Origin of the sequence: Bacillus cereus group sp. TH152-1LC, assembly GCF_027710505.1 — a bacterium.
Lineage (GTDB): Bacteria > Bacillota > Bacilli > Bacillales > Bacillaceae_G > Bacillus_A > Bacillus_A mobilis.
This window is the reverse complement of the sequence record NZ_JAQFNK010000004.1, coordinates 245,502-260,299: the sequence shown is the minus strand read 5'-3', so window position 1 is coordinate 260,299 and position 14,798 is coordinate 245,502. Positions and strand designations below refer to the sequence as shown.

The following is a 14,798-nucleotide window of genomic DNA, read 5'->3' as shown; positions in this document are numbered from 1 at the left end:
TGAACATTCATTTATTTTTTATGTATTTGAAGGGGGAATGAAGGTGGAAAAACCATGGTTGAAAAGTTATCCAGAAGAAATTCCAAGTACGATTTCTTATGATATTCAGCCGCTTCATGGATATGTGGAACAGGTGGCTTCTCGCTATCCAGAAAAGAAAGCGCTTCACTTTTTAGGGAAGGATATTACATTTTCAGACTTCCACGATAAGGTGAAGAGATTTGCAAATTATCTTCAAAAGCTCGGTGTGGAAAAGGGTGATCGAGTTGCTATTATGTTGCCGAACTGTCCGCAATCTGTAATTGGTTATTATGGCACATTACTTGCGGGAGGTATCGTAGTACAAACAAATCCACTATATACAGAAAGAGAATTAGAATACCAGCTTCATGACTCGGGAGCAAAAGTAATTCTTTGTCTCGATCTAGTGTTTCCAAGAGTAACGAATGTTCAAGCTGCTACAAAAATTGAACATATTATCGTAACCCGTATTGCGGACTTTTTACCTTTCCCTAAAAATTTACTTTATCCATTTGTACAAAAAAAGCAGGCAAATCTTGTTGTGAATGTGTCGGAAAGTGAAACGATTCATCTATGGAAATCAGTAGAACGAGAAAGTAATGTTAATGTTGAAGTTCCTTGTAATCCTGAAAATGATTTAGCTCTTTTACAGTACACAGGAGGAACAACGGGATTTCCGAAAGGCGTTATGTTGACGCATAAAAACCTTGTTTCGAATACTTTAATGGGAGCGCATTGGCTATATAATTGTAAAGAAGGAGAAGAAGTAATTCTTGGTGTTCTTCCGTTCTTTCATGTGTATGGGATGACAGCTGTAATGAATTTAAGTATTATGCAAGGGTATAAAATGGTGCTGATTCCGAAGTTTGATATGAAAATGGTTTTTGAAGCAATAAAAAAACATAAAGTCACACTATTTCCAGGGGCACCAACCATTTATATTGCTCTATTAAATAGTCCCCTCTTAAAAGAATATGATATTTCTTCTATCGAGGCTTGTATTAGTGGATCTGCCCCGCTTCCTGTAGAAGTGCAGGAAGAGTTTGAGAGAGTTACAGGTGGCAAATTGGTAGAAGGTTATGGATTAACGGAGTCGTCGCCAGTTACACATGGGAATTTTTTGTGGGAAAAACGCGTGCCAGGAAGTATTGGTGTGCCGTGGCCAGATACAGAGGCAAACATTATGTCACTTGAAACTGGAGAGGCTTTACCTCCGGGTGAAATTGGTGAAATTGTTGTAAAGGGTCCTCAAATTATGAAAGGGTATTGGAATAAGCCAGAAGAAACAGCAGCTGTATTACAAGACGGATGGCTTCATACAGGGGATGTTGGTTACATGGATGAAGATGGATTTTTCTATGTGAAAGATCGGAAGAAAGATATGATTGTTGCGAGTGGCTTTAATGTGTATCCTCGTGAAGTAGAAGAAGTATTATATGAGCATGAAAAAGTGCAAGAAGTAGTGACGATTGGAATTCCCGATCCGTACCGAGGAGAGACAGTTAAAGCGTTTGTTGTGTTAAAAGAAGGTATGGAGTGTTCTGAGGAAGAATTAAATCAGTTTGCGCGCAAATATTTAGCGGCTTATAAAGTGCCGAAAGTATATGAGTTTAGAGATGAACTGCCGAAAACGACAGTCGGAAAAATTTTACGTCGTGTCCTAATAGATGAAGAGAAAAAGAAGAATGAGGATGAGCAAACGGGCTAAGGCCCTTTCTTTTTGAAAAAATAGGATTGACACTTTTCTAAATAGTCAGTATTATAAGAATATGAATGACTATTCATTCAGTCATCTTCTTGAAGGGGACAGTAAAGTGAGGAAAAATAGACCGAAATACAATCAAATTATTGATGCGGCAGTCATTGTGATTGCGGAGAATGGGTACCACCAAGCGCAAGTTTCTAAAATAGCAAAACAAGCTGGGGTAGCTGATGGCACGATTTACTTATATTTTAAAAATAAAGAAGATATATTAATATCCTTATTCCAAGAGAAGATGGGAGAATTTGTCGAAACAATTCGTCAAAAAACAGCAGGAATTGAAAGCGCTGTATCGAAATTATTCATGTTGGTAGAAACGCACTTCTTGCTGTTGTCACAAAATGATCCTCTTGCTATCGTTACGCAATTAGAGCTAAGACAATCCAATCAAGACTTACGCCTGAAAATAAATGAAGTATTAAAAGGCTACTTACAAGTTATGGATGAGATTTTAGAGACAGGTATAAAGCAAGGTGAATTCCAAGCGGATTTAAATGTTCGTGTGGCAAGACAAATGATCTTTGGAACAGTAGATGAAGTTGTGACCAATTGGGTAATGAGCGATCATAAGTATGATCTGGTCGCACTTTCAAAAACGGTACATGGGCTACTTATTGCAGCTTGTGGCTATCGTCAATAATGGGAGGGATCATGTTGAAATTCCTATCTGTAAGAGTTGAAGATCATATCGCGGTGGCGACGTTAAATCATGCGCCGGCTAACGCGATGTCTTCACAAGTTATGCATGACGTTACTGAATTAATTGATCAAGTGGAGAAAGATGATAACATTCGTGTTGTTGTAATTCACGGTGAAGGGCGCTTCTTCTCAGCGGGAGCAGATATTAAAGAATTTACATCTGTTACTGAAGCGAAGCAAGCGACTGAATTAGCACAGCTTGGACAAGTTACGTTTGAGCGTGTTGAAAAATGTTCAAAACCAGTTATCGCGGCAATTCATGGAGCGGCACTTGGCGGCGGCCTTGAGTTTGCTATGTCTTGCCACATGCGCTTTGCAACTGAAAGTGCAAAACTGGGTTTACCTGAATTAACACTTGGCTTAATTCCTGGATTTGCAGGTACACAGCGATTACCGCGTTATGTTGGGAAAGCGAAAGCTTGTGAAATGATGTTAACAAGTACACCGATTACTGGTGCAGAAGCATTAAAATGGGGACTGGTTAATGGAGTTTTTGCTGAAGAAACATTTTTAGATGATACGCTTAAAGTTGCAAAACAGATTGCTGGAAAAAGCCCAGCGACGACTCGTGCTGTACTAGAGTTATTGCAAACGACGAAATCGTCTCATTATTATGAAGGTGTACAACGCGAAGCTCAAATCTTTGGTGAAGTATTTACGGGTGAAGATGGAAGAGAAGGTGTAGCAGCGTTTTTAGAAAAGCGTAAACCTTCATTTAGTGGCAGGTAGTTCAATTATTTTTTTAATATAAATTAACAGAAAATTAGAATTGATAGAATCTTTCTGAAAAACAAGGGGGTAAATGGAATGAACATCTACGTACTCATGAAACGAACATTTGATACAGAAGAAAAAATCGTAATTAAAAACGGTGCAATTTACGATGGCGAAGCGGAATTCATCATCAACCCTTACGACGAATATGCGATTGAAGAAGCAATTCAAGTAAGAGACGCACAAGGTGGCGAAGTTACTGTTGTAACAGTCGGTGGCGAAGAAAGTGAGAAAGAACTTCGTACGGCATTAGCGATGGGCTGCGATAAAGCGGTATTAATTAATATTGAAGATGATGTTGAAAATGGTGACCAGTTCACGACAGCAAAAGTACTTGCTGAATATTTAAAAGATAAAGATGCAGATTTAATTTTAGGTGGGAACGTTGCAATTGATGGTGCATCTGGACAAGTTGGTCCACGTGTAGCTGAAGCGTTAAATATTCCATACGTAACGACAATTACAAAACTTGAAATTGACGGTACAAATGTGAAGATTGAGCGTGATGTTGAAGGTGATACGGAAGTGATTGAAACTTCATTACCAGTTTTAGTAACAGCACAACAAGGTTTAAATGAACCGCGTTATCCATCGCTTCCAGGTATTATGAAAGCGAAGAGAAAGCCACTAGAAGAAGTAGAATTAGATGATTTAGATTTAGAAGAAGATGATGTGGAAGCAAAGACAAAAACAATTGAAATCTATTTGCCTCCTAAGAAAGATGCAGGAAAAGTGTTACAAGGCGAGCTGCAAGATCAAGTAAAAGAACTTGTATCGTTGCTCCATACAGAAGCGAAAGTAATCTAATAAAATACGAAATTATATATGCAGGAGGGAAAATCTATGGCTCGTAAAGTATTGGTAATGGGTGAAGTTCGTGATGGATCGCTACGTAACGTTTCGTTTGAAGCGGTAGCAGCAGCAAAAACAATTGCAGAAGGCGGTGAAGTAGTAGGTCTTCTAGTTGGAGACAGCGTTGCCTCTTTTGCAAATGAATTGATTCATTACGGTGCAGATCGCGTTGTGACAGTTGAAAATGATAAATTAAAATCATATACATCTGATGGGTATGCACAAGCGTTTTTAGCTGTATATGCTGAAGAAAAGCCAGAGGGTATTGTATTTGGACATACAGCACTTGGTAAAGATTTATCACCAAAATTAGCAGCGAAGCTTGAAGCTGGTCTAGTTTCTGACGTAACTGCTTTAGAGGTTGAAGGTGGAAATGTTATCTTCACTCGTCCAATCTACTCTGGTAAAGCGTTTGAGAAGAAGATTGTAACAGATGGTATCTTATTTGCGACAGTGCGTCCAAATAACATTGCAACGCTTGAAAAAGATGAGTCTCGCAGTGGTGATGTATCTTCTATTACGGTAGATGTAAAAGACCTACGTACAATCATTCAAGATGTCGTCCGTAAAACTGCAGAAGGTGTTGATCTTTCTGAAGCGAAAGTTATTATCGCTGGCGGACGCGGTGTGAAGAGTGAAGAAGGATTCAAGCCATTAAAAGAGTTAGCTGACGTATTAGGCGGTGCAGTTGGAGCATCTCGTGGTGCCTGTGACGCTGAGTATTGCGATTACTCATTACAAATTGGTCAAACTGGTAAAGTTGTTACGCCAGACTTATACATTGCATGCGGTATTTCGGGCGCGATTCAGCATTTAGCTGGTATGTCTAACTCGAAAATAATCGTTGCGATTAATAAAGATCCAGAAGCAAGCATCTTCAAAGTAGCTGACTATGGTATTGTTGGCGATTTATTTGAAGTGTTACCTCTTTTAACAGAAGAGTTTAAAAAGTTAAAAGTACATTCATGATTTGAGTACCCTTGAGTTCCAAGTGAAGTACCCCTATATATAGAAAAAGGTGAGAGATCCCCTGTCTCTCATCTTTTTAGTATGTAATCCATATTTTTATATAGTATAAAGGAACACTTTTTTGTTACAATACATAACGATACATATTATTCGCCACGTATATAAGTTAATGATATACTCTTGGTAGAATATACTTGAAGGAGGAAATAAAATGGCAATTGTAAACGCAAATGACCAAAGCTTCGCATCTGAAACTAGCGAAGGTGTTGTATTATTAGATTTCTGGGCACCATGGTGTGGACCTTGTAAAATGATCGCTCCTGTATTAGAGGAAATTGATGCAGAACTAGGCGAAAAAGTAAAAGTAGTAAAAGTAGACGTGGATGAAAACCAAGAAACTGCTCGTCAATTCGAAGTAATGAGCATTCCAGCTCTTTTCGTATTAAAAGACGGTAAAGTAGTTGATCAAGCGTTAGGTTACAAACCGAAAGAAGCGTTAGTAGAATTAGTTTCTAAACACTTCTAAAATAAAGGAGCTGCCATTTGGCAGCTTTTTTTATTTTCCTTTTTTACACCTTTCCGTTACAATGGAAGAACGTATGTTGGGTGTTTTGGCATAGTATGTTTTCATGTGAAAATAAAAATGCTAAGCATGTAGAAATGGAGGGTGACGAGTGCACGAACATTTAAAAGAGAAGCTGGCTATTTTACCAGATCAACCTGGTTGTTATTTAATGAAAGATAAGCAAGGAACGGTTATATATGTCGGAAAGGCAAAAGTGCTTAAAAATCGTGTGCGCTCGTACTTTACTGGTTCACATGATGGAAAAACACTTCGGCTTGTAGGAGAAATTGTAGATTTTGAATATATTGTAACCTCCTCAAATCTAGAGGCTCTCATTTTAGAGTTAAATTTAATAAAAAAACATGATCCAAAATATAATATTCAATTAAAAGACGATAAAACATATCCTTTTATTAAAATTACAGCTGAGAAACAGCCGCGATTACTCATTACACGAAACGTAAAAAAGGATAAAGGAAAGTATTTTGGTCCTTATCCGAATGCACAATCAGCTCATGAAACGAAAAAATTGCTAGACCGTATGTATCCGCTTCGTAAGTGCTCAAATATGCCCGATAAAGTTTGTTTATATTATCATATGGGTCAATGTTTAGCACCTTGTGTGAAAGAAGTGACGGAAGAACAAAACAAAGAAATTGTAGATGAAATTATTAAGTTTTTAAATGGTGGACATAAAGAAGTTCGTTCAGAATTAGAAACAAAGATGTATGAAGCTTCAGAGAAACTAGAATTTGAACGCGCAAAAGAATTACGCGATCAAATCGCGCATATTGATGCGATTATGGAAAAACAAAAGATGATTATGAGTGACTTAGTGGATCGTGATGTGTTTGGGTATGCAGTTGATAAAGGATGGATGTGTGTTCAAGTTTTCTTCGTTCGAAAAGGAAAGCTAATTGAACGTGACGTTTCTATGTTTCCAATTTACGACGAACCAGAAGAGGGGTTTTTAACGTTTATCGGTCAATTTTATGAGAACAGCAGTCATTTTAAGCCGAAGGAAGTTGTCGTTCCAGGGAGTATAGACTCAGAGCTAGTAGAGCGCTTTTTAGAAGTGGAAGCGACACAGCCGAAACGTGGTAAGAAAAAAGATCTTGTAGAATTAGCAAATAAAAATGCGAAGATTGCTCTTGAAGAGAAATTCTATTTAATTGAACGTGATGAAGAGCGAACGATTAAAGCGGTAGATCATTTAGGGAAACAGCTTGGGATTGAAACACCTTATCGTATTGAGGCGTTTGATAACTCAAATATTCAAGGGACAAATCCTGTTTCTGCAATGATTGCTTTTATTGATGGGAAACCAGCTAAGAAAGAATACAGGAAATATAAAATTAAAACGGTTCAAGGACCGGATGATTATGAGTCTATGAGAGAAGTTGTGAGACGCCGTTATACAAGGGCACTGAAAGAAAGTTTGCCTTTACCAGATTTAATCATTATTGATGGTGGAAAAGGTCATCTGGCAGCTGTAAGTGATGTTTTAGAAAATGAACTCGGTTTATATATTCCGATGGCAGGCCTTGTAAAAGATGACAAACATAAAACCTCCCATTTAATTATTGGGGACCCACCTGAACCCGTGATGCTTGAGCGAAATAGCCAAGAATTTTATTTGTTGCAGCGCATTCAAGATGAAGTGCATCGATTTGCGATTACATTCCATCGTCAATTACATGGGAAATCTGTCATTCAATCAGCACTGGATGATATTCCAGGAATCGGTGATAAACGGAAAAAGGTATTGTTAAAACATTTTGGTTCATTAAAGAAGATGAAGGAAGCTTCTGTAGCTGAATTTGTCGAAGCAGGTATGCCGAAAAATGTCGCACAAACGATTTATACTTATTTAGCGGATAAGAAGACGTTGTAGTTTACAACGTCTTCTATTTTCTGGTATAATTTCTGAAGATTTAAAATAAATCTAACTGAATGAAAATACAAAAAAGTCAACTAAACTTATATGTCTAGTTGACTGTAGGTAATGCTACACTTCAATGAGATCTTTTATATCCCATTTCACAAGAAATGTAATAGAGTCTGAACGTTTTTTCTTTTCTTCATAGGACTCTGCAACGACGTTTCGTTGTTTTTGAATTTGTTCAGCGATGAATCCAGCTTCTAATTGATAAGAAGAATGTCTGTTTTGTTTTTGGCGTTCAGCGATGAGTGTGCCTTTAAGTTGGAACTGCATTTCACGACGCTTATGTTCAATAATGCTTAAAGTGCCCCAGCCAGCTTTTTCGAAGAACTGAATGACTTCTTCAGTTGTTTCTAGTGGATATTTTCTTGCAAGGTTTCTACCGGACCAGTATAAAATACCATCTAAATCGTTACCGATTAAATCAGGTAGTAATTCTTCACGTAGCAATTCATAAGCGAAGGCGTTCAATGAAACATCTTCTAAAGATGTTGTATCGATTGTATTTTTACTCACAATATTCCCCTCTTTCTATAGGGATTATTATATAACATTTCTCATTTATAAAAACAGATTTTTCTTTGGGAAAATCTGAATATATAAGAAGAAAAAAAGAATTGGCAAATTATATGCAAATTATGTATACGTTTTCTTGACGCTTCGACAAAAATAGGAGTAAAATGAATTTGGTATCAAATTATGCTGAAATATTTCGAATAATTTTTTCAGTTTTTCTTATGCCAATAGTGAAAAAACATTATTGTTGTAAACTAATCTGAAAACAGCAGTCAAACATTCAAGGGGGGTAATGGGGACATGAAAGGCCGCGAGTATACGTTTCGTAAGTGGCACTCATTAATGGGGGTCATCCCGGTTGGTGTCTTTTTGACGCAACATTTAATTGTAAACAACTTTGCAACACGAGGAGCAGAGGCTTTTAACAAAGCTGCAGGCTTTATGGAGCTCCTTCCATTCCGGTACGCGCTAGAGATTTTCATCATCTTTTTACCGATACTGTACCATGCTATATATGGCTTATATATTGCATTTACAGCTAAGAACAATGCGGTTTCTTACGGTTATTTCCGTAACTGGATGTTCGTCTTCCAAAGAATTTCAGGTATCGTTACACTGATTTTCATTTCTTGGCACGTCTGGGAAACTCGTATTCAAGCAATGTTAGGTAAAGAGGTAAACTATGATATGATGGCAGATATTTTAAACAATCCAGCTATGTTTGCATTTTACTTAGTCGGTGTTGTTTCAACAATTTTCCACTTTGCAAATGGACTATGGACATTCTGCATCAGCTGGGGAATTACAGTATCTCCACGTTCACAAAGAATCTCTACTTATGTAACATTAGCTATTTTCTTAGGTCTATCTTATGTAGGTGTGAGTGCATTATTAGCGTTCATCGATCCACAGCTAGCAAACCAGTAAGGAGTGGGAGAGCATGAAAGGGAAACTTATAGTAGTCGGCGGTGGCTTGGCTGGCTTAATGGCAACGATTAAAGCGGCGGAAGCAGGAGTAAATGTTGAACTGTTTTCTTTAGTACCAGTAAAACGTTCGCATTCTGTATGTGCCCAAGGTGGAATTAACGGTGCCGTAAATACGAAAGGTGAAGGGGATTCTCCATGGATCCACTTTGACGATACAATTTATGGTGGGGACTTCTTAGCGAACCAACCACCAGTTAAAGCAATGTGTGAAGCAGCACCTGGTATCATCCATTTAATGGACCGTATGGGTGTTATGTTCAACCGTACGGAAGAAGGACTTCTTGATTTCCGTCGTTTTGGTGGAACACAACATCACCGTACAGCATTTGCTGGTGCAACAACTGGACAGCAATTACTATACGCATTAGATGAGCAAGTACGTCGTCATGAAGTAGCAGGACTTGTAACGAAATACGAAGGTTGGGATTTCTTACGAGCTGTTGTGGATGACGAAGGTGTGTGCCGAGGAATCGTTGCACAAGACTTACAAACAATGGAGATTAAAAGTTTCCAAGCTGATGCCGTGATTATGGCAACAGGGGGCCCTGGTATCATCTTTGGAAAATCAACTAACTCTATTATTAATACAGGTACAGCAGCTTCTGCTGTATATCAACAAGGCGCATATTATGCAAACGGCGAGTTCATTCAAATTCATCCAACGGCAATTCCTGGAGACGATAAATTACGTCTTATGAGTGAATCTGCACGTGGTGAAGGTGGCCGTGTTTGGACATATAAAGATGGTAAACCATGGTACTTCCTAGAAGAAAAATATCCGGCTTACGGAAACCTTGTACCTCGTGATATTGCAACGCGTGAAATCTTTGACGTTTGCGTAGAGCAAAAACTAGGTATTAACGGTGAAAACATGGTGTACTTAGATCTTTCTCATAAAGATCCGAAAGAACTAGATATTAAACTTGGTGGAATTATTGAAATCTATGAGAAGTTTACAGGTGATGATCCTCGTAAACTACCAATGAAAATCTTCCCAGCAGTTCACTATTCAATGGGCGGACTATGGGTTGATTATAAGCAGATGACAAGTATTCCAGGTTTATTTGCAGCAGGTGAGTGTGATTATTCTATGCACGGTGGTAACCGCCTTGGTGCGAACTCACTATTATCAGCAATTTACGGTGGTATGGTAGCAGGACCGAACGCGATTGAGTATATGAAAGGTCTTTCTAAATCATCTGATGCTGTTTCATCTACTGTATATGAGCAAAATGAATTAATCGAAACAGAGAAATTTAACAATATTTTAACGCTTGATGGTAACGAGAATGCGTATGTTCTTCATAAAGAGCTTGGAGAATGGATGACAGATAACGTTACAGTAGTTCGTGAAAATAAAAAGTTACTAGAAACAGATGCGAAAATTGAAGAGCTAATGGCTCGTTACAAACGTATTAACATTAACGATACAGCAAGATGGAGTAACCAAGGTGCTTCATTTACACGCCAACTTGCGAATATGTTTGAGTTAGCACGTGTTATTACAATTGGCGCATATAACCGTAATGAGAGCCGCGGAGCACATTACAAACCTGAATTCCCAAATCGTGATGATGCAAACTTCTTAAAAACTACGATGGCGAAATTTGAGGGAGAAGGAAAAGCACCAGCATTCCATTACGAAGAAGTGGATGTTTCCTTAATTAAACCACGTAAACGTGACTATTCTTCAAAACATGATGTAGCTGCTAAGGGTGAAGAGAAGGGGGATAAGCAACATGTCTGAGAAAACAATCCGCCTCATCATTACGAGACAAGATGGACCAGATGCACAAGAGTTTGACCAAGAGTTTGAAATTCCATATCGTCCAAATATGAACATTATTTCGGCACTGATGGAAATTCGTCGTAATCCTGTTGATTCAAAAGGAAACCAGACGACTCCGATTGCATGGGATATGAACTGTTTAGAGGAAGTATGTGGCGCATGTTCGATGGTGATTAACGGAAAACCACGTCAATCATGTACAGCTCTTATTGATCAGTTAGAACAACCAATTCGCTTAAAGCCGATGAAGACATTCCCAGTTGTACGTGACTTACAAGTTGACCGTAGTCGCATGTTTAACGCTCTAAAACGCGTTAAAGCTTGGATTCCAATTGATGGTACATATGACTTAGGACCAGGACCAAGAATGCCTGAGAAGAAACGTCAATGGGCTTATGAGCTTTCAAAATGTATGACATGTGGTGTTTGCTTAGAGTCATGTCCAAACGTAAATAGTAAATCTGACTTTATTGGACCAGCACCGTTATCACAAGCTCGTTTATTCAACTCACATCCAACAGGTGAAATGCATAAAGCAGATCGCTTACGTGCAATTATGGGAGATGGCGGACTTGCAAACTGTGGTAACTCTCAAAACTGTGTGCAATCATGTCCAAAGGGTATTCCATTAACAACTTCAATTGCGGCATTAAACCGTGATACAACAATTCAATCGTTCAAAGATTTCTTTGGTAGCGACAATAACTATTAATAAATATTGCCTCTTCATGTTGAAGAGGCAATATTTATAACTTTATTTTTCTGTTTATTCTGTTTATTTTAAGGCGAAAAGGAGAGGGAACAATGAAGAGAATTTCTTATATTGAAGACTTTGAGCAATGGGAAAGTGGTTTTTCATTTTATAGTCCTGTAAAAGTTCGTTTTGGTGAAGTAGATATGTTTGGACATGTAAATAATGTCGTTGCCTTTACTTATTTTGAAGAAGCACGTATTGCACTGTTTAAAGAACTTGGATTTATGCAAGAATGGACGCATGAATCTTCAGAAACGATGATCGTTGTAGCAGATTTACAATGTAATTTTATTAAGCAAATATATTTTGATGAACAGTTGAAAGTATATGTAAAAGCGGGATCGGTTGGGAATTCTTCTTTAGATTTGCATTATATGGTGAAGAATGCAGCAGGAGAAGTTTGTTTAGTTGGTCGTGGAATGATGGTTCAAGCATCGAAAAAAACGGGAAGAGGCGAACCATGGCCTGAAGAGTGGAAGAAAAAATTACTACAATGATAGAGTGAAAGAAAAATAAGAGAGCAATTTGCTCTCTTATTTTTTGTCTTCCATCGCTTCTTCTAATGTTAAATGATGTTTATATATGTATGTAGCGTATGGATTGCCAACGTAGCGCAAATGCCACGGTTCGTATGCATATTCTGTTGTTTCTGTTTTATCTTCTAAATAACGAATGACAAAGCCAAATTCATGGGCATGTTTTGCAACCCATTTTCCTTCGGCTGTCTCTCCAAAAATAGGCTCTAATTGGAATTTAGCAGATTTTGAACTAATATCCATTGCTAAACCAGTTTGATGTTCACTCGTACCAGGAATGGCACTTACTGAATCAGCTTCAGCTTTTCCTTGACGTCTAACGTATGTGTCATGTAATGATTTTTGGCGTTTGTAGGAACGATAACCAGATACAGCTGTAAGTTCAAGTCCTTCTTTCTTTGCCGCTTCAAACATATTTTCAAGCGCATCTGCAGCATCTTTGCGCAGTAGCGTTTTTTCTTTATCTTTTGGACTAGTAAATGGTACGTTCGGTCTTGTTAAGTCTTCAGGTGTGTATCCGTCTGGTAGTTTTCGATGTTTATTAACTAAGACAAGATTAGACTCTGGATTTGTTACAACGGAAAAATCATTGTCTAGCTTCTTTGCATTATGATCAGCTTTTGGAAAAGCAGGAATCTCTTCTTTTTGGTGATTACTATGCTGTTGACTTTCGACAGCTTTCGCCTCATTTTGCAGTGGTGATTTAGAACTAAAGTAAGCGAAAGAAGTGATACCGATTACAATAGTAGTGGCAGAAATAATGATTATCTTTTTCATGATACCTTGTAATCACGGTCCTTTCTTAATGAAATATGTATCGTTTTTTATTATAAGTCTAGTTTACTGAAAAAGAAATATAAGAGTCATAACGTAATAGAAATGCAAAGAAAATGTCAGAAAATGTGTGAAATTGTAGTATTTTTTCATATAATTCATTTCTTATCTTTCATGAAATTCATTTTTTATGTAATATATATATATAAGAAGATGTAGCGATTATCGAGAATGAAGAACTTCTTGTATAGACTAGGAGTGAATGGGAATGGATTTTGCAACACTTATTGGACTCATTTTAGGAGTAGTGGCGGTAGTGGTAGGGATGGTCGTCAAGGGCGCTGACGTAATGGCCTTAGTTAACCCTGCCGCAGCATTAATTATTTTTGTTGGTACATTTGCTGCAGTATGTATAGCATTTCCGATGAATCAACTAAAGAGGGTTCCAAAATTATTTAAAGTTCTTTTTGGTTCTAATAAAAAAGATTTAAGTTATGAACAGTTGCTAGAATTATTTGTTCATTGGACATCTGAAAGTAGAAAATACGGTATTTTGTCTTTAGAGCAGCAATTAGATAAAATTCAAGATGAATTTCTTTTGCGTGGTATGAAATTTGTGATTGATGGCGTATCCGCAGAAGATTTAGAGCAGATTTTAGAAGCTGAATTAGAAGCAATTGAAGAAAGGCATGCAAAAGGAGCGGCAATTTTTTCTCAAGCTGGTACATATGCACCGACATTAGGGGTTTTAGGTGCTGTTATTGGTCTAGTAGCTGCACTTGGCAATTTAACTGATATTGAAAAGTTAGGTCACGCTATTTCGGGTGCGTTTATTGCAACGATTTTTGGTATTTTTTCAGGTTATGTATTATGGCATCCATTTGCAAATAAATTAAAGCAAAAATCTGCAGATGAACTAGAGAAAAAACGTTTAATTATTGATTGTTTATTAATGTTACAAGAGGGTACATATCCGTTTATTATGAAGAACCGCATTTTAGGTGCACTTTCTGCAACTGAGCGTAAAAAGCTTGAAAAAGGAGCAGAAAAAAATGCGGAGTAAAAAAAATAGAAGAGGCAAAAAGAAAAAACACGAAGAACATATCGATGAAACTTGGTTAATCCCTTATTCTGATATGTTAACGTTGTTATTTGCATTGTTCATCGTTTTATTTGCGATGAGTAGTATAGATGCTGCGAAGTTCAAACAGATGGCAGTAGCGTTTCGAAGCGAATTAGCAGGTGGAACAGGAAATAAAGAATTTTTAAGTGATCAAAAGCCGAATGAAGAGAAAGAGTTATCGGCAAACAGTCTAGAATCTGAGAAGATTAAAAAGAATGCTGAAGCTGAAGTAAAGCAGCAAGAAATGAACGAATTAAAAGCGGTACAAAAAGGTATTGATAAGTATATTGAGGAAAATCAATTATCTTCTTCTTTTAAAACTGATTTAACAGAAAAAGGACTAAAGGTAACGATATTAGAAAATGTACTATTTGATTCTGGGAAAGCGGACGTGAAATTAGAATCGCTAAGTATTGCAAAAGAAATGTCTAATTTACTTGTTTCAGCATCACCTCGTGAAATTACAGTATCTGGTCATACGGACAATGTTCCTATTGCAAATGCGCAATTTGCATCGAATTGGGAATTAAGTACGCAGCGGGCAGTTAATTTTATGCAAGTATTACTGCAAAATAAAGAATTACAGCCAGGGAAATTTAGTGCGGTTGGTTACGGAGAATACCGTTCAATTGCCCCGAACGATACGCAAGAAGGAAAGGCGAAAAATAGACGTGTAGAAGTGTTTATTTTACCTTTAACGAGAAATATGCAATAAAGAGGATGGCGAATGCCATC

15 protein-coding genes are annotated in these 14,798 nt (G+C 37.5%); 13 read left to right on the top strand and 2 right to left on the bottom strand.

Going from position 1 to position 14,798, the window contains the following annotated elements; translation table 11 throughout:
• The first annotated feature begins 43 nt into the window (after positions 1 to 43).
• The 7 genes from PDL00_RS13435 (at position 44) to uvrC (ending at position 7,536) form a co-directional block, all read left to right on the top strand.
• A complete protein-coding gene (locus PDL00_RS13435) occupies positions 44 to 1,729 on the top strand; it encodes a long-chain-fatty-acid--CoA ligase (protein ID WP_242257461.1) in 1,686 nt (561 codons plus the stop codon).
• 106 nt (positions 1,730 to 1,835) lie between these two features.
• Entirely contained in the window at positions 1,836 to 2,423 is a 588-nt protein-coding gene (locus tag PDL00_RS13430; RefSeq protein WP_080468722.1) for a TetR/AcrR family transcriptional regulator, read from the top strand.
• Between the two features lie 11 nt (positions 2,424 to 2,434).
• Positions 2,435 to 3,211 (top strand): enoyl-CoA hydratase, encoded by a 777-nt coding sequence (locus tag PDL00_RS13425; protein WP_000911294.1) that lies wholly within the window; start codon positions 2,435 to 2,437, stop codon positions 3,209 to 3,211.
• Between the two features lie 78 nt (positions 3,212 to 3,289).
• The gene (gene etfB, locus PDL00_RS13420) at positions 3,290 to 4,063 is read left to right on the top strand and encodes an electron transfer flavoprotein subunit beta (RefSeq protein WP_270729511.1); all 774 of its coding nucleotides are present in this window, start codon (positions 3,290 to 3,292) and stop codon (positions 4,061 to 4,063) included.
• 36 nt (positions 4,064 to 4,099) lie between these two features.
• Entirely contained in the window at positions 4,100 to 5,077 is a 978-nt protein-coding gene (gene etfA, locus PDL00_RS13415; protein WP_061677092.1) for an electron transfer flavoprotein subunit alpha, read from the top strand.
• A 211-nt stretch (positions 5,078 to 5,288) separates the two neighbouring features.
• Positions 5,289 to 5,603: a thioredoxin gene (gene trxA, locus PDL00_RS13410; protein WP_001018946.1), complete on the top strand. Its 315-nt coding sequence runs from the start codon at positions 5,289 to 5,291 to the stop codon at positions 5,601 to 5,603.
• A gap of 148 nt (positions 5,604 to 5,751) precedes the next feature.
• Complete coding sequence (gene uvrC / locus PDL00_RS13405; RefSeq protein ID WP_270729508.1) at positions 5,752 to 7,536, top strand: excinuclease ABC subunit C; 1,785 nt, start codon at positions 5,752 to 5,754, stop codon at positions 7,534 to 7,536.
• Between the two features lie 114 nt (positions 7,537 to 7,650).
• Here uvrC and PDL00_RS13400 read toward each other — a convergent pair whose 3' ends face one another.
• A complete protein-coding gene (locus PDL00_RS13400; protein WP_000042227.1) occupies positions 7,651 to 8,100 on the bottom strand; it encodes a YslB family protein in 450 nt (149 codons plus the stop codon).
• A gap of 300 nt (positions 8,101 to 8,400) precedes the next feature.
• Here PDL00_RS13400 and sdhC point away from each other — a divergent pair, with 300 nt between their 5' ends.
• From sdhC to PDL00_RS13380, 4 genes are all read left to right on the top strand, one after another.
• A complete protein-coding gene (gene sdhC / locus PDL00_RS13395) occupies positions 8,401 to 9,027 on the top strand; it encodes a succinate dehydrogenase cytochrome B558 (protein ID WP_000678354.1) in 627 nt (208 codons plus the stop codon).
• A 13-nt stretch (positions 9,028 to 9,040) separates the two neighbouring features.
• Positions 9,041 to 10,834 (top strand): succinate dehydrogenase flavoprotein subunit, encoded by a 1,794-nt coding sequence (gene sdhA, locus PDL00_RS13390; RefSeq protein ID WP_061677094.1) that lies wholly within the window; start codon positions 9,041 to 9,043, stop codon positions 10,832 to 10,834.
• Positions 10,827 to 11,588: a succinate dehydrogenase iron-sulfur subunit gene (gene sdhB, locus PDL00_RS13385; RefSeq protein WP_001291830.1), complete on the top strand. Its 762-nt coding sequence runs from the start codon at positions 10,827 to 10,829 to the stop codon at positions 11,586 to 11,588. Before sdhA ends, sdhB begins: the two co-directional genes overlap by 8 nt.
• A gap of 92 nt (positions 11,589 to 11,680) precedes the next feature.
• Positions 11,681 to 12,127: an acyl-CoA thioesterase gene (locus PDL00_RS13380; RefSeq protein ID WP_242256474.1), complete on the top strand. Its 447-nt coding sequence runs from the start codon at positions 11,681 to 11,683 to the stop codon at positions 12,125 to 12,127.
• Positions 12,128 to 12,163: 36 nt separating this feature from the next.
• Here the strand turns inward: PDL00_RS13380 and PDL00_RS13375 are convergent, their stop codons facing one another.
• Positions 12,164 to 12,943: a M15 family metallopeptidase gene (locus PDL00_RS13375; RefSeq protein WP_242256472.1), complete on the bottom strand. Its 780-nt coding sequence runs from the start codon at positions 12,941 to 12,943 to the stop codon at positions 12,164 to 12,166.
• 265 nt (positions 12,944 to 13,208) lie between these two features.
• On the opposite strand from PDL00_RS13375, the gene motA reads away from it, so the two are divergent.
• Together motA and motB are read left to right on the top strand one after the other, a co-directional pair.
• The gene (gene motA / locus PDL00_RS13370) at positions 13,209 to 14,003 is read left to right on the top strand and encodes a flagellar motor stator protein MotA (RefSeq protein WP_242256470.1); all 795 of its coding nucleotides are present in this window, start codon (positions 13,209 to 13,211) and stop codon (positions 14,001 to 14,003) included.
• Positions 13,993 to 14,778 (top strand): flagellar motor protein MotB, encoded by a 786-nt coding sequence (gene motB / locus PDL00_RS13365; protein WP_242256469.1) that lies wholly within the window; start codon positions 13,993 to 13,995, stop codon positions 14,776 to 14,778. Before motA ends, motB begins: the two co-directional genes overlap by 11 nt.
• Positions 14,779 to 14,798: the final 20 nt, after the last annotated feature.